The organism is Paenarthrobacter sp. TAF1 (assembly GCF_052113825.1).
GTDB lineage: Bacteria > Actinomycetota > Actinomycetes > Actinomycetales > Micrococcaceae > Arthrobacter > Arthrobacter nicotinovorans.
Genome location: NZ_JBFRDO010000001.1, coordinates 408080 through 425337, shown reverse-complemented (window position 1 = coordinate 425337; position 17258 = coordinate 408080). Strand labels below are relative to the sequence as shown.

The window sequence follows — 17258 nt, the reverse complement described above, 5'->3', positions numbered from 1 at the left end:
TACTGAGCCCGCTCGGTACCCTGCTCAGCGATCAACGCATCAAGGGACTCAATCCACTCCGCGGTCTCTTCCGGATCACGATCAGGCAGCTGGGCAGTCAACCCGCTGAGGATGTGTGAGGTCTCTTCTCCTGCAGCCACGTCCAACCTTCCTTTAGGCGCATGCATCGGCGCCTCAGGTCTGGCAGGGTGACTGCCCGTCGTGAACGCGTCGTGTGCGACATCTCGGTTTCAACAGCCCGGTCGGATGCGCCGGGCAGGTCTTGTGAGCGCTTGGCTGCCCAGTAGAATTCTGCGGGGCGATCGCCCTGCAGCCAGAGCGCTCATGGCCACTCTAGCTTTCGCGGCGCTGCTATGCGTAGCCGCAGCCCCCGCAGGGCGTTGTATGTCACATCTGAACGGCTTCCGTGACGTAAAGCACGCATGTGCCACGGGCCCGAAACACCCCAGGTGGTGCGGAATGTGCCCCGGTGCAGGGAGAATGGCTTGAAGCAGGCGCCCAAAGGGTGTTGGCTGTTAGTAATGGAAGTCACTTCAAAAGGAGGAAACGTGAGCGAGGCCGACGCCGCCACATCGGTAAATGTGGCGGAACGAATGGGTTTCAAAGATGGGGATCTGATTCAGGAGCGCGGCTACGACGATGACGTCGACTTCGACTTGCGTGATGATATTGAAGATGTCACCGGCTCGGAATTGCTCGATGAAGACGATCATGACGTCGTTGATGCGGTCATCTTCTGGTGGCGCGACGGCGACGGTGACCTCGTTGACGGGCTCATGGATTCGCTCACTACGCTGAAGGAAGGCGGAGTTGTCTGGGTACTGACGCCCAAGTCAGGAAGGGATAACTACGTGTCTCCGGCCGATATCCAGGACGCAGCCCCTACTTCGGGACTTCACCTGACTACCTCCGCCGGGGTATCCAAAGACTGGAGCGCCACACGGCTGGTGCCCAAGAAGAACAAATGACGGAAGTCCAGCAGGCACCTGCTGCGGTCCAGGGCCCCCGTGCAGGTGAGCCTGCACCTGATTTCGAACTTCTGAACCAACACGGTGAGCCTGTCCGGTTGTCGGACTATCGCGGCCGAAACGTCGTCGTTGTCTTTTTCCCTTTTGCCTTCTCAGGCATCTGCACCGGCGAGTTGTGTGAGATCCGCGACAACATTGCGCAGTTCAACGACGCTGATGCAACAGTGCTGGCAATTTCCGTCGACAGCAAATTCGCTCAACGGGCCTACGCCGAACATGAGGGCTTCGAGTTCGATCTCCTGGCGGACTTCTGGCCGCATGGAGCTGTTGCCCGGGATTACGGAGTCTTCGATGAAGCCAGCGGAATGGCCCTGCGGGGAACCTTCATCATCGATGCGGCGGGCGTTATCCGTTACGTCGTGGTCAATCCGCGGGGCCAGGCGAGGGACTTCAACGAGTACCGGAGGGCCCTATCGGCCTTGGTGGAACAACAGCCATGAGCAACCGGGGGCCAGGCGTGGGGATGACGGGGTTCGCCAGCATGGCACCTGCGGCCGCAGTGCAGCTTGAACCCTCGGAGCTGGAAGCCCTGGATCCGGCGGTGCGCGTCCTGCAGGGCCAGCGCCTGGCTGTCCTCACGGGAGCCGGATTGAGTACCGACTCCGGGATACCGGATTACCGGGGACCGGGTTCTGCGCCACGAAACCCCATGACCTACCAGGAGTTCATCGGGAGCGAGGCGAACAGGAGGCGTTACTGGGCCCGCAACCACATCGGCTGGTCCCACCTCCGGCATGCCGACCCCAACGCCGGCCATGCCGCCGTCGCTCTGATGGAACGGCGAGGCCTCCTGACGGGGCTCATCACCCAGAACGTGGACAGGCTCCACGAGGATGCCGGAAGCGTCAACGTGGTGGATCTGCACGGGCGCTTTGACCAGGTGATCTGTCTTTCCCACGGACACACCTTCAGCAGGCAGCTGATCGCGGCCATCCTGGATGAGATCAACCCGGGCTTCGTTGAAGCTGCTGTGGAGTCCGGCCTGGTGGAGATGGCGCCGGACGCCGATGCCACGGTGGAAGACCCCGAACTCATCACGTCGTTTGTCATGGCAGTGTGCCCGATCTGCGGCGGAATCCTGAAGCCTGATTTCGTGTACTTCGGGGAGAACGTCCCCAGGGACCGCGTAGCCCGTGCCTACGGCATGGTCGATGACGCGGAAGCTCTGTTGGTTGCAGGCTCGTCGCTGACGGTGCAGAGTGGCCTGAGGTTCGTCCGCCATGCGTCAAAAGCGGGCAAGCCGGTGGTCATCATCAACAGGGGGATCACCCGCGGGGACGAACTTGCTTCAGTGAAACTTGAGCTGGGCGTCAGCGGTGCATTGGACTACCTTGCGCGGGCTTTGCCTGATCTTCCGGCCGTTCCAGACTCGATTGGTGTTTCCGGCAGTTGATCATGTAGAGTCATTGTTCGTTGGTTGAAGCGCTGAGGAAGTCAGAGGCTGCTGAAACCGCAATATGGGTCTTTAGCTCAGCTGGTAGAGCGCCACGTTTACACCGTGGATGTCATCGGTTCGATCCCGGTAGGACCCACCAGGAAGCCCCGTCACTCACGGCCGCAAGGTTCGAGAGGGCGGGGCTTTTTCGTACTCAATTCACGTTGTTGTTTCACGCCCGGAGCCTTTGTCCCCTCGGCGCCTTTATCCTCCCTGCGCCTTTGTCCCCTCGGTGCCGTCACTTGAGTCTGGTGATCTGCCGTCAGTGCTTCCTTCCGCCGGTAGCGCCCTCTCATTGTCGTAGCCTCCTCCTACGGTTGACTCCATGGAGCACGTTTACATCCGCACAACCGCCCAAGGCGAGCCGGCCGCCGTCGTGAGAGGAGGCCGGGAGTGGAAGATCGCAGTGGAGCCCGTCCGATGGTTCGAAAGGGTTGCCTGGTGGGAGGTATCGAAGCGGATGCCGCGCGGAACCGGCCGCGTGGATGTTGAGGTCCTGCAGGTCCAGGTGCGCTTGGGGAACAACGCCCGTTCCGCTCTCGCCACGTGGCAACTGGTGCGCGATGGATCAGGAGGGGGCTGGTGCCTTCGGGGTGAGGACGCCGCGGCAGCATAGGGAGCCTGTGCCGGCAATCAGCAGCAGACAGGAAATGGATGAGCTCTCCACCGCGACTATTGGGGGATGCCGCGGTGGAGAGCTCGAAAATGAATATACAGCCAACTTTTGGGTTTGGAAAGCCGGACAGGTCAGCGACACCTGCTTGCCACTATGATGGGTATTGTTCAGCAGATTGAACACTGAGTTGCAATGACGAAGGAGAATCATGGCCGATTCCCGCACCACCCGCTCCGAAGGGTTGGGCGCTTCGTCGCCGGCCCCCGCCGTCACGCGCGCCGCCGCTGTCCTGGAAGCCCTGGCTGATTCCCCTTCCGGCCGCTTGACCCTCAGCGATTTGTCCCGTGAGCTGGGCATACCGAAGTCATCAACATCGAACCTGCTGCTGGCGCTCGAGGAAGCGCGCCTCATCACCAGGCAGGGCGCAGATTTTGCGCTCGGGCGGAAGCTGGTGGAACTCGGAGCTGCGTACCTCAGCCGCCTCGACGAAGTGCAGGAGTTCTACAAGTACTGCGAGCAGGCTCCAACGCTCTCCGGCGAAACGGTCCGCATTGCGATGCTCGACGGCGACCACGTCATCTACCTGGCGCGTTACGAAGGGCATCCCGCCGTGCGGTTGACGTCCAATATCGGTGACAAGATGCCGGTCTCGCTGTGCAGTGTGGGCAAGGCGTTGCTGGCACAGCTGCATGACCACGACATCGAGGCCATGTTCCCGGACGGTATGGAATTGCCCACGATGACTGCCAACTCACTCCGGACGGCCGAGGAACTCAAGGCCCAGATCGCCACCATCCGCCAGCAAGGCTTTGCTTTCGAGGATGAGGAGTCCACGGTAGGTGTCGTTTGCCTGGCCGTCCCTGTACCCACCCACGGCGCGCATGGGCCCAGCCTTGGTCTCTCGGTGACCGCATTGAAGGCCACATATTCGGAAGAGCAGGGAGCTCTCATGGTGAAAGAGCTCAAGGAGTTGGCGCGTTCGCTGGGCAACCCCATGGGCTGATTTTCATAAATCTGATTTTAACCTTGGCATTGCGTTCAGCAAGCTGTACTCTGTTCATCATAGTGATCTTGGCGGTGATGCCATCACTATCTCACTGGGCCAACGGGGGCCCGGGGTGATTTTGAGGGAGTGCTTGTGACAACTCGTACTAAGACAAACTTCGCGGCGGAAGCTGACGAGGCCGTCGTTGAACCGGAGCAGCTCCGGCGGGCGACGCTGGCCAGTTCCGTGGGCTCCGCCCTGGAATACTACGATTTCTACATCTACGGCCTCGCTTCGGCGCTGATCTTCGGGCCACTGTTCTTCTCGCCGCTCGGTCCGGACGGGGCATTGATCGCTTCCTTTGCCACGTATGGAGTCGGATTTGCTGCCCGTCCCTTCGGCGGCTTGATCTTCGGCTACATCGGTGACCGGTTCGGCCGCAAGATGGTCCTGATCCTGACGATTGCCTTGATGGGCACGGCAAGCTTCGCCATTGGCCTCCTGCCGACCTATGAGCAGGCCGGGATGCTGGGTGCGGTGCTGCTCGTGACCCTGCGTATCATTCAGGGGCTCGGTGCCGGTGCCGAGCAGGCCGGCGCAACCACGCTGATTTCCGAAGTCGCGCCGCGTCGTCGTCGTGGTTTCTTCGCTTCCTTGCCGTTCGTCGGCATTCAGCTCGGTACCCTGCTTGGCGCCGGCACGTTCGCGCTGATCACCATGGCGGACAAGTCGGTCCTGCAGGGCTGGTTGTGGCGGGTACCGTTCCTCGCCAGCTTCATCCTGATCGTGATTGCCATCTTCATCCGGCTCAAGCTCAAGGAAACTCCTGCCTTCCAGGAACTCGAAAAGCACAAGAACGTAGTCAAGAACCCCATTGGCGCTTTGTGGAAGCACTCCAAGAAGAACGTGTTGATCGGCATTGGCCTCCGTATGGGCGAAAACGGGAACTCGTCAATCTACTCTGCCCTGCTTGTCTCGTTCATGAGCATGCCCGCGGGAGTCTTCGCGGGCAACAACTCCATCGGTCCTGTCGGTCTGTTGATCGCCGCTGGATTCGCAGCAGTCATGGTGGTGACCTTCGGTGCGTTGTCCGACAGGTACGGTCGTGTTCCGGTTTACCGCTACGGCGCGTTGTTCCAGGCGATCATTGCCGTACCCGCCTTCTACCTGGTCACACTGGGCAACGTCACCTTGGTATGGGTGGTCATGGCCGTGGGAATCGCCATCGGCGTCCAGTCGATGCTTGGTCCGCAGTGCCCCCTCCTGCCTGAACTGTTCGGATCGCAGTACCGGTTCACCGGTGTGGCCATGAGCCGTGAAATTTCAGCCGTCCTCGCCGGTGGCCTTGCGCCGCTGCTCGGAGCGCTGATGCTGGCCGCCACCAACCACTCCTGGCTGGTACTCGCCATCTACTCCTTGGTCCTCGCGCTCATCTCCTTCGTGACCACCTTCTTCACCCCCGAGACGGCAGGCCGCGACCTCGTCAGCACGGAAGACGCCAAGTAGTCGCCGAAACCGCTGCTACAACATGCCTCAGGACGGCGTCCCTCCACAGGAGGGGCGCCGTCCTGTTTTCTTTGCGGCGTCCAACCCCGGAGTGCTGGAAATTCGCGGACCGCGGTGCAGAATTGGTGCAGCGATAGAGGAGCGTGTCCATGACGGCAACCAAGGGCGTGGCATCGCCGGAAAGCCCCGGCCAAATCCGGGGCTCCAGAGGCACCAGATTTCGGCCCGAGATCCAGGGGCTCCGTTCACTGGCCGTGCTCATGGTGGTGTCGTATCACATCTGGTTTGGCAGGGTTTCGGGAGGCGTGGACGTCTTCCTGCTGATTTCGGCTTTCCTGATGACCCTCCAGTTCGTCAGTCGGTATGAGGAGTCCCGGCCGGTGTCGCTGGTCCGGCACTGGCTGCACCTGTTCTGGCGGCTGCTTCCCGCCGTCGTCGTAGTGCTGACGGGTACATTGGCAGCAACGTTCGTTATCGTCCCCCGGACGAGGTGGACTGAGATCGTCAACCAGGCCTGGGCTTCCCTGTTCTACGTACAGAACTGGCTGCTGCAAAAGCAGGTGGTCAATTACTACGCCGCTGACCACAGCCTGGCGAGCCCCATGCAACACTTCTGGTCGTTGTCCATCCAGGGGCAGGTCTTCATCCTCTGGCCGGCGATCTTCGTCACTACCGCGTTGGTGTGCCGGAGGTTCGGCTTGCGATACCGGTCAATGTTGCTGGGAATCTTCGGGCTGATCTTCGTCGCGTCGCTGAGCTACTCGATCTACTTCACCAGCGCTCACCAGGAACTGGCCTACTTCGACAGTCTTGCCCGGCTGTGGGAGTTTGCGCTGGGTACCCTGGTTGCCCTGCTGCTTCCCTTCCTGCGCCCAGGGCGTGGCCTGGGTACCGTACTGGGTTGGGTGGGAGTTGCTGCGATGCTCAGTTGCGGTGTGCTCCTCCAGGTCCGCTCGGCGTTCCCGGGTTTCGTGGCGCTGTGGCCCACCCTCGCGGCTGTGGCTGTCATCGTGGCAGGACAGACGGGAAGCCGTTTCGGGGTGGACCGTATTCTTTCCTCCAGGTTGCTGGTGGGGCTCGGGTCTACCTCGTATGCCCTGTACCTGTGGCACTGGCCGCTGTTGGTCATCACCCTTGTGTGGATCGCCGAAGCCCACGCGGACGCACTGACGGGCGCGGCGATCGTGGGTGTTTCGTTGCTGCTGGCCTACCTCACCACCAGGTTCGTGGAGCAGCCGCTGCGGTCATGGCGCTGGCCGGAGGCAAAGCGTCGCCGTCTGGCCGTAGCGGTATTGGTTTGCCTTGCTGTGGGAGCGACGCCGATGACGGTGTTCGGGTTCCAGCAGCAGCAAGAGAAGAACGCCATTGCCGGCCAGGACATGGATGACAACCCGGGCGCAAGGGCGTTGCTGCCAGGCTATGTCAACCGGGTGGGCAAGGACGCCAGGACGCTCCCGACGCCTGAGCAGCTTCCGGCGGACTGGGGCAAGCTTGACGGCCCCTGTACCGGGGAGCTGCGTCCCCAGGACCCGGTCCTGTTCGCGGAGTGCCAGCAGAACGACGTCGGCGCGGATGCCGCCAAGACCATCTTCGTTGTCGGGCAGTCACATTCCCTGCAGTGGCTCGGCGCCATCGGCCCCATGGCGAAAGAGCGCAACTGGCGGGTGCAGGCCATTACGTTTGGAGCCTGTCCATTCATGACTCAGACGGACGAGGTTGGCGACGAATGCAATGCCTTCAACCGGAATGTCCGCGAACACATTCGGCGCTACCGCCCGGATGCTGTTTTCCTTGTCGGGACCGCGGCTGTCCCGGATTCTCCGGATGAGGACCTTACGTGGGGACTTGATGAACTGGTGGGGGAGATCACCGATCAAGGTGTGGAGGTCATCGCCATGCGGGACAACCCACGGTTCTCCTTCAGCCCCAGCGAATGCGCCATGGCTTCGGGCGTCGACGATCCCCGTTGCCGTCCCGCCCTGTCCTCTGTGCTGGCCGCCGACAATCCGCTGGATCAGTTGGAAGGAAACTTCACCGGCCTGTCCATCCTGGATATGACCGACCTGATCTGTGATGGTGCCAGCTGTCCGGGGATCATTGGCAACGTCTACGTGTACCTGGACGACAACCACCTCTCGAGCACATACACCAGGAGCATGGCCGATGCATTGTCCGAGAGGTGGCTCAGCGCCACAGGTTGGTAGTCCGGTTTAGTAGAAGTGGACCGGGTCCACCAGGTGGGGGAGTTCGCCACCGTCCAGGAAGATGCGCAGGTTGTTGCGGAATCGTTCGGCGATGAGCCTGTTTTCCGCCGCGCTCAATGCCGAGGTGTGCGGCGACACCAGGACCTTGGGGTGGTTCCACAAAGGGCTGTCCTGAGGCAAGGGCTCCACTGCAAACACGTCCAGGCATGCGTATCCAACCTGTCCGTTGTCCAGTGCCGCGAGCAAGGCCTCCTCGTCCACTACCGTGCCGCGCCCCACGTTGACGAAAACTGTTCCTGGCCTCATGGCAGAGAAGATGTCCTTGTTGAACAGCTTTTCCGTGTACGGCGTGCCGGGCAGCGTGTTGACAACGGCGTCGGCGTCGGCGAGGAGGCCGGCCAAGCCGTCGTTGTTGGTGACTTCGTCGATTCCCTCGATGGCTTCGACGTTGCGTTTGGTTCCGCTGACCCTCATGCCCAGGGCGCGCGCGATGCGGGCCGTTTCCATGCCGATTTCACCGAGGCCCGCGATGACAACCTTGGAACCGTTGGCCAGCTTGGTGGGCGTCCGCAGTTCCGGCCAGAACCTGGCGGCCTGGTCCTGTGCCATCTCGGCGCTGCGCTTGAAGCCGTTGAGGATACCGAATGCCGAGAATTCCGCCAGCGGCAGGGCGTGGACGCCGGCAGAGGTGGTGACATGGAACTTCCGGAGCGTTTCGGTGTCCAGGCCTGAGGCCTTGACCGCTCCACCGGCACCGGCTGCCATGGCGTGGATCCACTGCAGGTGCGGGTTGCTTTTTGCGATGCGCGCAAGGCCGGCGGGACTTTCGTTGGGGAAGCCATAGAGGACCTGTGCGCGGTTCAGCATGGCCCAATAGCGTTCTTCCTGTTCCGGCGACCTTTTGAACGCGGGGTCGCCCGCGTGGTCTGCCGGGAACCGTTCCGGAGGAAGCAGCTCCGGTTCGTAGAGAACTGTTACGGAGGGATCTACAGCGCGGATCTGCTCTACGTGCTCAGCTTCGAGCGGTACAGCGATGGCGATGGTAAGTTCATCAGTCGTCATGGTGTTCATCATACTGAATGGCGGCTAGGATATTGAACAGAATTTACGTAAATGACCACGACGAAGTGAGGTGTTACCTGCCATGACCACCAACCGCGTGGGTTTTGTCGGGCTGGGTCTGATGGGCGCGCCGATGGCCTCCAACCTGGCCGGCGCCGGATGGAACGTCACCGCCTGGAACCGCTCCGACGCCGCGTTCGAAGCTCTGCCCGGCATCAACCGGGCCGCCAGCGTGGCCGCGTTGCGTGACGAGGACGCCATCATTTTCATGCTTCCCGACCTTCCGTTCATCGAAGAAGCGGCAGCGGAGCTGCTCGAATCCTGGGGGAGTTCGGCGCCGCGCCCGGGGACCGCCGTCGTCGTCATGAGCAGTGTCTCCCCAACGGGTGTCCAGCGGTTCGGCGAACTGGTGCACCAAGCAAGCGGCGGCAACGCCGCCGTAGTGGACGCGCCGGTGAGCGGCGGAACTGCCGGTGCACAAAGCGGAACCCTTGCCATCATGGTGGGGGCCGATGAAGGAACCTTCGAGCAGCTTGGGCCGCTTTTCCAGGCCATGGGCACCACCGTGCGTTGGATGGGACCCCTGGGGTCGGGGTCGCTCGCCAAGGCGTGCAACCAACTGATTGTCGGAACCACGACGGCGGCCCTCGCCGAAGCTGCGGAACTCGCCGAACGCTCCGGGATGGATGTAGGGGCTCTTTTCGAGGTGCTGTCCGGAGGACTGGCGGGAAGCCGGGTGCTGGACAACGTCGGTCCGCGCTTGGCAGCCAAGGACTACACGCCAACCGGACCGGCAAAATTCATGCACAAAGACCTCGGGTTCGTGCTCGCCAGCGCTGCGGCAGCCGGCTCCGCCACGCCGATCGCTTCGGCGGCACATGACCTGTACGCCGAACTTAAACGCCAAGGGCTCGGCGACCAGGACCTCGCCGTCGTCCGGCAGGCCATCGCAAACCTGGGCCGGACGCCTGTCCCCATCACGTCCAACAGCAACTGAACCGTCGCAACTGAAGAAGGAATGACGAACAAACCATGAGTGCACTTTTCGATCTGACCGGGCGGGTTGCCTTGGTCACTGGTTCAAGCCGGGGGATAGGCAACGCCCTTGCCCGCGGCCTCGCCGATGCCGGCGCCACGGTTGTGCTGAACGGCATCAACACTGAACGGCTTGAAGCATCACACGTGGCGATGGCCGCAGAGTATCCGGAAGGGAGAGTCCACAGCCGGGCTTTCGACGTGACGGACGCCGACTCTGCCGCTGAAGGGGTCGCCTGGGTGGAGCAAAACGTTGGGCCTCTGGACATCCTGGTGAACAACGCCGGCATCCAGCACCGGGTGCCCATGCTGGACCTTGACGTCAAGGACTGGGACCGGGTCATCACCACGGACCTCACCAGTGCCTTCCTGGTGGGCCGGGAAGCCGCCCGGCACATGATTCCCAGGGGCCAAGGCAAAATCATCAACATCTGTTCTGTCCAGACGGACCTGGCCCGTCCCACCATCGCGCCGTATGTTGCCGCGAAAGGCGGCTTGCGCAACCTCACCCGGGCCATGACCGCCGAGTGGGCTGCGTCCGGCTTGCAGATCAACGGAATCGCCCCAGGCTACATCCACACCGAAATGACGCAGAACCTGGTCGATGACGCCGACTTCAACTCCTGGATCCTGGGCCGCACCCCGGCCAACAGGTGGGGAACCACTGCGGACCTTGCCGGCCCCACGGTATGGCTCGCATCGCAGGCATCGAACTTCGTGAACGGCCAGACGATTTTCGTCGACGGCGGAATGACGGTGGTGGTCTGATGAGCATCACCCTCCCTGCATCCGGTCCGGCAGTTGTAGCCCATGGCAAAGGCGATCTTCGCATCGAGGACATCCCCCTGGCAGCACCGCAACCCAACGAGTCCATCGTGGAGATTGCCTATGGCGGGATATGTGGTTCGGACCTCCATTACTGGCTGCACGGCGCCGCGGGCGAGTCCATTCTCAAAGAACCGATGGTCCTCGGCCACGAGATCGTTGGGGTTGTCCTCCAGCAGGCAGCCGATGGTACGGGTCCTGCAGCGGGCACGCCTGTGGCTGTCCACCCTGCCACCCCGGCACCCGGCGACGTCCGGTACCCCGAGGACCGGCCAAATCTCTCGCCGGGGTGCACCTACCTTGGAAGTGCGGCACGCTATCCGCACACAGACGGCGCCTTCAGCCGCTACGCCAATCTGCCCGCCAGGATGCTGCGTCCCTTGCCGGAAAATCTGGACCTTCGCACGGCGGCGCTTGTGGAACCGGCCAGCGTCGCATGGCACGCGGTCTCCCGCGCCGGCGACGTTCGGGGGAAAACGGCACTCGTCATCGGCAGCGGTCCGATCGGAGCCCTGGCGGTGGCCGTGCTGAAGCGCGCCGGCGCTGCCCGGATTGTCGCCGTCGACATGCATGACAAGCCGTTGGGGATCGCCCGGTCTGTCGGTGCCGACGCCGTCCTCAAGGGTGATGACGCGGACGCCATCGCGGCGGTGGACGCCGACGTCGTCATTGAATCCTCAGGGAGCCACTACGGATTGGCCTCGGCCATCAAGGGTGCCACCCGTGGCGGCAAGGTGGTGATGGTGGGTCTTCTGCCGTCGGGACCCCAACCGGTGTTCATTTCCCTCGCCATAACCCGCGAGCTGGAGCTCCTGGGCTCATTCCGCTTCAACGACGAGATCGACGACGTCATCGCGGCCCTGGCTGACGGATCCCTGTTTGCCGACCCCGTTGTGACTCACGCATTCGATCTCGCCCACGGCCTGGAGGCTTTCGAAGTGGCGAAGAATTCGGCCGAGTCCGGCAAGGTTTTGCTGAACTTCCGGAGCAGTTAGTTCTTCGAGACAGGGACGAAGACGCGGGGCTGGTCGTCCCAGCTGGGTGCCAGCTCCGCGATCGTCTGGCGCATGATCCTGGCAGCGGCGTCGCGGGCCACCGCACCGTCGCCGGCGTCGATGGCGTGGGCCACGTCCATGTGCCATTGGAGGGCTTCCTTCTGGGGATGCTCGGGCATGAGGCCGTGGACGGTCCGGCCCGTGAGGGTTTCGGTGACCTGGCCAATGAGGTTGGCGAACATCTCGTTGCCCGATCCGGACAACACCAGGGCGTGGAAGCGGATGTCGAGGTCAAGGAATCTTGCCATATCCCCGGCGTCTCCCGCTTCCTTCATGGCGAGGGAAATGCCCACCAGTTCCTGCCGCAGGCTCTCGGGTGCGTTGCCGGCGGCGAGTTCGGCGGCTACGGGCTCGACGGCGGAGCGCAGCTCGGCCAACGACCGCAACTGCGCGCCGCGGCCTTCGCCCGCGAGACGCCACCGGATGACCAGGGGATCGAAGGGATTCCAGCGGTGGGCAGGAAGGACACGGATGCCCACCCGCTTGATCGTTTCCACAAGCCCGAGTGATTGGAGGACACGCACGGCTTCACGCACCACGGAACGGGAGACGTTGAGTTCGTCTTCCAAATGCTCAGCCAACATCACGTGTCCCGTGGGAAGGGCGCCACCCACAATCCGGGTCCCCAAATGCTCAACGGCGCGGTGGTGAAGGCTGGTTGACATAGAGGTAAGCATAGTGGCGCGGGGCGACCGCGGATGCCGGTATCCGTGCCGGGAACGCATTCCGTGCCGCCTCAGCAGCCGCCGGGCATCATAGACTGTTTATGACGCGGCAGCTTCCACAACGTGGGCGCCGCTTTCCCGCCCATGGTTTATATACGTATGGTTTATTACAGCCCCTGGTTTTGAAATCGCTTCCCGCGTGCCCCCATGGCTACGTCGGGACTGTTTGCACACGAACGAATTGGAGTTTTGATGTCAGCACACATCGGTGTCACCGGCCTTGCGGTGATGGGCGCCAACCTGGCCCGCAACCTCGCACGCAACGGCTTCACCGTGGCTCTCCACAACCGCTCCGTGGAAAAGACTGACGCCCTGCTGGAAAAGCACGGCACGGAAGGCGACTTCATCCGCACGGAAACGCTGCAGGAACTCGTCGACTCCCTCGAAAAGCCCCGCCGCGTCCTCATCATGGTCAAGGCAGGCGCCCCCGTCGACAACGTCATCGAGCAGCTGGAACCGCTGCTCGAGGCCGGCGACATCATCATCGACGCCGGCAACTCGCACTACGAGGACACCCGCCGCCGCGAAGCAGCGCTGGCCAAGAAGGACCTTCACTTCGTCGGTGTCGGTGTTTCCGGTGGTGAAGAAGGCGCGCTGAGCGGCCCCTCCATCATGCCCGGCGGCTCCCGTGAGTCCTACGACGCGCTCGGCCCGCTCCTGGAAAAGATTTCCGCCAAGGTCGACGGCGAACCCTGCTGTGCTTGGATCGGCACCGATGGCGCCGGCCACTTCGTCAAGATGGTCCACAACGGCATCGAATACGCCGACATGCAGGTCATCGGCGAAGCATTCGACCTTCTCCGCTCCGGTGCAGGCATTGAGCCCGCCGAACAGTCCAAGATCTTCGCTGAGTGGAACAAGGGCGATCTGTCCTCGTTCCTGATCGAAATCTCCGCTGAGGTTCTCGGCCACGTCGATGCCAAGACCGGCAAGCCGTTCGTTGATGTCGTCGTTGACGCTGCCGGCCAGAAGGGCACCGGCCGCTGGACGGTCATCTCCGCCCTTGAACTCGGCTCACCGGTCTCCGGCATTGCAGAGTCCGTGTTTGCCCGCGCGCTGTCCTCCCAGACCGAGCAACGCAAGCTCGGCCAGGAGCTGCTCGCCGGTGAAGAGGCTTCCGTGGAAATCCCGGAGACGTTCGTCGAGGACGTCCGCCAGGCACTCTACGCCTCCAAGCTCGTGTCCTACGCACAGGGCCTGGACATGCTGACCTCCGCAGCCAAGGAATACGGCTGGGACCTCAAGCTGGACGAGATCGCTTCCCTGTGGCGTGCAGGCTGCATCATCCGTGCAGAGCTGCTCAAGGACATCACCAAGGCCTACGCTGCCGATGAGAAGCCCGCGAACCTGCTGTTCGCACCGGCCTTCACGAAGGCCATCGCAGAGGCACTCCCGGCCTGGCGCCGCGTTGTGGCCACCGCCGTGCAGCTGGGCATTCCGGTACCGGTGTTCTCCTCCTCCCTTGCTTACTACGACGGCCTCCGCCGCAAGCGGGTCGCCGCCGCCCTGATCCAGGGACAGCGCGACCTCTTCGGTGCACACACCTACGGCCGAGTAGACACCGAGGGCACGTTCCACACCCTGTGGGGCGAAGACAAGTCCGAGATCTCGGCTGTCGACACCCACTAGCAGCCACGTGGGTCAGTAACACCACCGCGCAAAGGCCGGTTCCTTCCTATTACGCTGGAAGGAGCCGGCCTTTGCCGTAACGGAGCTCCCGTTCAGGTGCTGGGCCACCAGCAAAGGACAGACAATGCCAGCCAGCATCGCACTTGTTACAGGCGCCTCCACGGGTATCGGATTCGCGACGGCCCTTGCCCTGGCAGGGGCGGGCTTTACTGTCTACGCAGGTGCGCGTCGCGTCGACATGATGGAGCCCCTGAAGGACCACGGGATAACCGTACTGTCGCTCGACGTGACCTCCGAGGAATCGATGATGTCAGCGGTGGCGCAAGTGGAAGCCGCCCACGGACGCGTGGACGTGCTGGTCAACAACGCAGGCTATGGTTCCTACGGCTCCCTTGAAGAGGTCCCCCTGGCCGAGGGAAGGCGGCAATTCGACGTCAATGTCCTGGGCCTTGCAAGGATGACCCAGCTGGTTCTTCCGCAGATGCGGGCGGCAGGGCAAGGCAGGATCATCAATGTCACATCCATCGGGGGAAAGATCTACGAGCCCCTGGGCGCTTGGTACCACGGCACCAAGTTTGCCGTGGAGGGAATGAGCGACTCGCTGCGCCTGGAACTGAAGCCGCACGGCATCGACGTCGTCATCATCGAACCGTCAGGGACCGACACCGAATGGGGCACCATCGCCGGCGAGGGGCTGCTGGCCACGTCAGGCGATGGCCCGTACGCCGATCAAGCGCATATTGTTGCCGCAGCGTTGGCATCCACCTCGGGTGACGGCCACGTGCTTTCCACTCCGGCAACGGTGGTGGCAAAAGCCATCGTCCGGGCAGCAAAGGCAAAACGCCCCAGGACCCGCTACCCGGTAGGGCGGGGGGCCTGGAGCGTTCTGGCAATGCGAAGGATTCTTCCGGACAGGGCGTTCGACGCCGTATTCCTGAACTTCTACAAAGGACTGGCCGGCTAGATGCGGTATTCGATGTAGTACTCGGCCGGATCCACTGCAGGCTTCGTCTCGGACCTGGCGTCCCGGTGCCGCCAGGTCGCCGGAATTCCAGTGATGATCGACTCCGGTGGAGCGTCCTTCACTACTACGGCATTCGCACCAACAGCACTGTCTGCTCCGATGGTGATGGGGCCCAATACTTTCGCGCCGGCACCAATGGTCACCCTGTCACCGATGGTGGGGTGGCGCTTGACCTTGGCCAGGGAGCGGCCGCCGAGCGTGACACCGTGGTAGATCATCACGTCATCGCCGATTTCCGATGTCTCACCGATGACGACGCCCATGCCGTGGTCGATAAAGAACCTGCGGCCAATCGTGGCCCCGGGGTGGATCTCGATGCCCGTCAGGAACCTCGCGAGCTGCGAAATCAGGCGCGCCGGAAAACGGAGCGCCGGGTTTTGCCAGAGCTTGTGGGTCAGGCGGTGCGCCCAGATGGCATGCAATCCGGAGTATGCGAAAAAGTTCTCAAAAGAACCTCGCGCCGCCGGGTCGTGGGACCGGGCGGCGTCGAGGTCTTCCTTAAGTCTTGCGAAGAAGCTCACAAAGACCTTTCTACAGGAAATGAAGGTGTGCAGGCGTTGTGTTAGCCGCGGATGTCATCGAACAGCACGGTGGAGATGTAACGCTCCCCGAAGTCACAGACGACGGCCACGATCAGCTTGCCGGCATTCTCTGGACGCTTTGCGAGTTCGAGCGCGGCCCACACGATGGCACCGGAGGAGATGCCGCCGAGGATGCCCTCGCGGGCACCGAGGTCCCGGGCAACCCGCACGGAGTCCTCAAGGGTGGCGTCAAGGACTTCGTCGTAGACGTTGGTGTCCAGGATCTCGGGCACGAAGTTGGCGCCGATTCCCTGGATCTTGTGGGGACCGGGAGCGCCACCGTTGAGGATGGCCGAATCCTTGGGTTCGACGGCAACAATCTGGACTCCGGGCTTGCGTTCCTTGAGGACCTGGCCCACGCCGGTGATGGTGCCACCGGTTCCCACGCCTGCTACGAAGATGTCAACTTCGCCGTCGGTGTCGTTCCAGACTTCCTCGGCCGTGGTGGCGCGGTGGATCGCCGGGTTGGCCTCGTTGGCGAACTGCTGGGCCCAGATGGAGTTCTCCGTGTTGGCGACGATCTCCTGGGCCTTCTCGACGGCCCCACGCATGCCTTCGGAACCCGGGGTCAGGACAATTTCGGCACCGTAAGCGCGCAGCATGACACGGCGTTCGGTGGACATGGTTTCGGGCATGGTCAGGATGACCTTGTAGCCGCGTGCCGCGCCCACGAGTGCGAGGGCAATGCCCGTGTTGCCTGAGGTACCCTCGACGATCGTTCCGCCCGGCTTCAAGGCACCGGACTTTTCGGCGGCGTCAATGATGGCTACACCAATGCGGTCCTTGACGCTGTTGGCGGGGTTGTAGAACTCAAGCTTGACGGCAACCTGGGCGTCAAGGCCCTCGGTGAGCCGGTTCAATCGAACCAGCGGGGTGCGGCCGACCAGCTGAGTAACGTCGTCGTAGATCCTTGCCATGAAAATTTACGCCTATCTCTGAAGAGGGATTGCTGAGGTCAGCCTAACCAGCCGGATCGAAACCCTGCTAAGCAGTAAGCCATGCAGAGTAATATTTCCTGGCCTTTGCCAGCTTGGGATTAATGATCACCTGGCAGTATCCCTGGTACGGAAACTTTGCATAGTAATTCTGGTGGACTTCCTCGGCCTCGTAGAAGTCCGGGAGCGGCACCACTTCAGTCACAATCGGGTCGGACCACAAGGCCTGGGCGCGTTCGATGGCTTCCTCGAACAAGACCTTCTCCTCGGTGGTGGTGTAGAACATCGAGGACCGGTACTGGGTCCCGACGTCGTAGCCCTGCCGGTTCAGGGTGGTGGGGTCGTGCAGGGCGAAGAACATGTCCAGGATGACTTCTTCCGGAACAACAGTTTCATCGAATGTCACCGCAACCACCTCCGCGTGACCGGTGGTCCCGGAGCACACTTCGTAGTAATCGGGATTGCGGACGTGGCCGCCGGTGTAGCCGGAGACAACCGAGCTGACCCCGCGGGTTTTCTGGTAAACGGCATCCAGGCACCAGAAGCAGCCGCCGCCAAGTACGAAAGTTTTCATGTTCTCTTCAATGGTTGGGATGGCCTGATGATTCCCGCT

The 17258-nt window shown here is 62.4% G+C and carries 17 protein-coding genes and 1 tRNA gene; 13 read left to right on the top strand and 5 right to left on the bottom strand.

Annotation, left to right across the window (positions count from 1 at the left end; translation table 11 throughout):
- The first annotated feature begins 548 nt into the window (after positions 1–548).
- The 8 genes from AB4Y81_RS01980 to AB4Y81_RS01945 all read left to right on the top strand — a co-directional run bounded on the left by AB4Y81_RS01980 (position 549) and on the right by AB4Y81_RS01945 (position 7774).
- A complete protein-coding gene (locus tag AB4Y81_RS01980; RefSeq protein ID WP_018777877.1) occupies positions 549–968 on the top strand; it encodes a DUF3052 domain-containing protein in 420 nt (139 codons plus the stop codon).
- The gene (locus AB4Y81_RS01975) at positions 965–1468 is read left to right on the top strand and encodes a peroxiredoxin (RefSeq protein WP_441994980.1); all 504 of its coding nucleotides are present in this window, start codon (positions 965–967) and stop codon (positions 1466–1468) included. The genes AB4Y81_RS01980 and AB4Y81_RS01975 overlap by 4 nt, the downstream gene beginning before the upstream one ends.
- On the top strand, positions 1465–2421 hold the full coding sequence (locus tag AB4Y81_RS01970; protein WP_441994979.1) for an NAD-dependent protein deacetylase: 957 nt from the start codon (positions 1465–1467) through the stop codon (positions 2419–2421). Before AB4Y81_RS01975 ends, AB4Y81_RS01970 begins: the two co-directional genes overlap by 4 nt.
- A gap of 66 nt (positions 2422–2487) precedes the next feature.
- A tRNA-Val gene (locus tag AB4Y81_RS01965) sits at positions 2488–2563 on the top strand.
- 225 nt (positions 2564–2788) lie between these two features.
- Positions 2789–3079 (top strand): hypothetical protein, encoded by a 291-nt coding sequence (locus AB4Y81_RS01960; RefSeq protein ID WP_039241814.1) that lies wholly within the window; start codon positions 2789–2791, stop codon positions 3077–3079.
- 208 nt (positions 3080–3287) lie between these two features.
- Positions 3288–4082 carry an IclR family transcriptional regulator gene (locus AB4Y81_RS01955; RefSeq protein ID WP_018777873.1) on the top strand — a complete coding sequence of 265 codons (795 nt, stop codon included), beginning with the start codon at positions 3288–3290 and terminating at the stop codon, positions 4080–4082.
- Positions 4083–4217: 135 nt separating this feature from the next.
- Positions 4218–5570, top strand: coding sequence for an MFS transporter (locus tag AB4Y81_RS01950; RefSeq protein ID WP_441994976.1), 1353 nt, complete (start codon positions 4218–4220; stop codon positions 5568–5570).
- Between the two features lie 149 nt (positions 5571–5719).
- Positions 5720–7774: an acyltransferase family protein gene (locus AB4Y81_RS01945; protein ID WP_441994974.1), complete on the top strand. Its 2055-nt coding sequence runs from the start codon at positions 5720–5722 to the stop codon at positions 7772–7774.
- A 6-nt stretch (positions 7775–7780) separates the two neighbouring features.
- On the opposite strand, the gene AB4Y81_RS01940 is transcribed toward AB4Y81_RS01945, so the two are convergent.
- Positions 7781–8848 carry a D-2-hydroxyacid dehydrogenase gene (locus tag AB4Y81_RS01940; RefSeq protein WP_079582142.1) on the bottom strand — a complete coding sequence of 356 codons (1068 nt, stop codon included), beginning with the start codon at positions 8846–8848 and terminating at the stop codon, positions 7781–7783.
- A 70-nt stretch (positions 8849–8918) separates the two neighbouring features.
- Between AB4Y81_RS01940 and AB4Y81_RS01935 the strand changes: the two genes are divergently transcribed.
- Genes AB4Y81_RS01935 through AB4Y81_RS01925 form a run of 3 tightly spaced genes read left to right on the top strand, consistent with a single transcriptional unit; the run spans position 8919 to position 11691 of the window.
- The gene (locus tag AB4Y81_RS01935; RefSeq protein ID WP_441994972.1) at positions 8919–9833 is read left to right on the top strand and encodes an NAD(P)-dependent oxidoreductase; all 915 of its coding nucleotides are present in this window, start codon (positions 8919–8921) and stop codon (positions 9831–9833) included.
- Between the two features lie 35 nt (positions 9834–9868).
- Positions 9869–10639 (top strand): SDR family oxidoreductase, encoded by a 771-nt coding sequence (locus AB4Y81_RS01930; protein ID WP_441994970.1) that lies wholly within the window; start codon positions 9869–9871, stop codon positions 10637–10639.
- Positions 10639–11691 (top strand): L-idonate 5-dehydrogenase, encoded by a 1053-nt coding sequence (locus tag AB4Y81_RS01925; protein ID WP_441994969.1) that lies wholly within the window; start codon positions 10639–10641, stop codon positions 11689–11691. The genes AB4Y81_RS01930 and AB4Y81_RS01925 overlap by 1 nt, the downstream gene beginning before the upstream one ends.
- Here the strand turns inward: AB4Y81_RS01925 and AB4Y81_RS01920 are convergent.
- A complete protein-coding gene (locus AB4Y81_RS01920; protein ID WP_039241801.1) occupies positions 11688–12416 on the bottom strand; it encodes a FadR/GntR family transcriptional regulator in 729 nt (242 codons plus the stop codon). The two genes, AB4Y81_RS01925 and AB4Y81_RS01920, sit on opposite strands and share 4 nt — an antisense overlap.
- A gap of 252 nt (positions 12417–12668) precedes the next feature.
- Here AB4Y81_RS01920 and gndA point away from each other — a divergent pair, with 252 nt between their 5' ends.
- Both gndA and AB4Y81_RS01910 read left to right on the top strand, forming a co-directional pair.
- Entirely contained in the window at positions 12669–14105 is a 1437-nt protein-coding gene (gndA, locus tag AB4Y81_RS01915; protein ID WP_441994967.1) for an NADP-dependent phosphogluconate dehydrogenase, read from the top strand.
- A 124-nt stretch (positions 14106–14229) separates the two neighbouring features.
- Complete coding sequence (locus AB4Y81_RS01910; RefSeq protein WP_281445042.1) at positions 14230–15069, top strand: oxidoreductase; 840 nt, start codon at positions 14230–14232, stop codon at positions 15067–15069.
- Here AB4Y81_RS01910 and epsC read toward each other — a convergent pair.
- The 3 genes from epsC to msrA all read right to left on the bottom strand — a co-directional run bounded on the left by epsC (position 15066) and on the right by msrA (position 17219).
- Complete coding sequence (epsC, locus tag AB4Y81_RS01905) at positions 15066–15650, bottom strand: serine O-acetyltransferase EpsC (RefSeq protein WP_018777863.1); 585 nt, start codon at positions 15648–15650, stop codon at positions 15066–15068. The genes AB4Y81_RS01910 and epsC overlap by 4 nt on opposite strands.
- Positions 15651–15691: 41 nt before the next feature.
- Positions 15692–16627, bottom strand: a complete 936-nt coding sequence (gene cysK, locus AB4Y81_RS01900; protein ID WP_018777862.1) for a cysteine synthase A — start codon at positions 16625–16627, stop codon at positions 15692–15694.
- Positions 16628–16694: 67 nt separating this feature from the next.
- The gene (msrA, locus tag AB4Y81_RS01895) at positions 16695–17219 is read right to left on the bottom strand and encodes a peptide-methionine (S)-S-oxide reductase MsrA (RefSeq protein ID WP_018777861.1); all 525 of its coding nucleotides are present in this window, start codon (positions 17217–17219) and stop codon (positions 16695–16697) included.
- Between the last annotated feature and the right edge of the window lie 39 nt (positions 17220–17258).

Bases quoted from the DNA above. Each gene is read 5' to 3' on its own strand.
- AB4Y81_RS01975 (WP_441994980.1), top strand. From the start codon at position 965: ATGACGGAAGTCCAGCAGGCACCTGCTGCGGTCCAGGGCCCCCGTGCA.
- AB4Y81_RS01970 (WP_441994979.1), top strand. From the start codon at position 1,465: ATGAGCAACCGGGGGCCAGGCGTGGGGATGACGGGGTTCGCCAGCATG.
- AB4Y81_RS01960 (WP_039241814.1), top strand. From the start codon at position 2,789: ATGGAGCACGTTTACATCCGCACAACCGCCCAAGGCGAGCCGGCCGCC.
- AB4Y81_RS01955 (WP_018777873.1), top strand. From the start codon at position 3,288: ATGGCCGATTCCCGCACCACCCGCTCCGAAGGGTTGGGCGCTTCGTCG.
- AB4Y81_RS01945 (WP_441994974.1), top strand. From the start codon at position 5,720: ATGACGGCAACCAAGGGCGTGGCATCGCCGGAAAGCCCCGGCCAAATC.
- AB4Y81_RS01940 (WP_079582142.1), bottom strand. From the start codon at position 8,848: ATGATGAACACCATGACGACTGATGAACTTACCATCGCCATCGCTGTA.
- AB4Y81_RS01935 (WP_441994972.1), top strand. From the start codon at position 8,919: ATGACCACCAACCGCGTGGGTTTTGTCGGGCTGGGTCTGATGGGCGCG.
- AB4Y81_RS01930 (WP_441994970.1), top strand. From the start codon at position 9,869: ATGAGTGCACTTTTCGATCTGACCGGGCGGGTTGCCTTGGTCACTGGT.
- AB4Y81_RS01925 (WP_441994969.1), top strand. From the start codon at position 10,639: ATGAGCATCACCCTCCCTGCATCCGGTCCGGCAGTTGTAGCCCATGGC.
- AB4Y81_RS01920 (WP_039241801.1), bottom strand. From the start codon at position 12,416: ATGTCAACCAGCCTTCACCACCGCGCCGTTGAGCATTTGGGGACCCGG.
- gndA (WP_441994967.1), top strand. From the start codon at position 12,669: ATGTCAGCACACATCGGTGTCACCGGCCTTGCGGTGATGGGCGCCAAC.
- AB4Y81_RS01910 (WP_281445042.1), top strand. From the start codon at position 14,230: ATGCCAGCCAGCATCGCACTTGTTACAGGCGCCTCCACGGGTATCGGA.
- cysK (WP_018777862.1), bottom strand. From the start codon at position 16,627: ATGGCAAGGATCTACGACGACGTTACTCAGCTGGTCGGCCGCACCCCG.
- msrA (WP_018777861.1), bottom strand. From the start codon at position 17,219: ATGAAAACTTTCGTACTTGGCGGCGGCTGCTTCTGGTGCCTGGATGCC.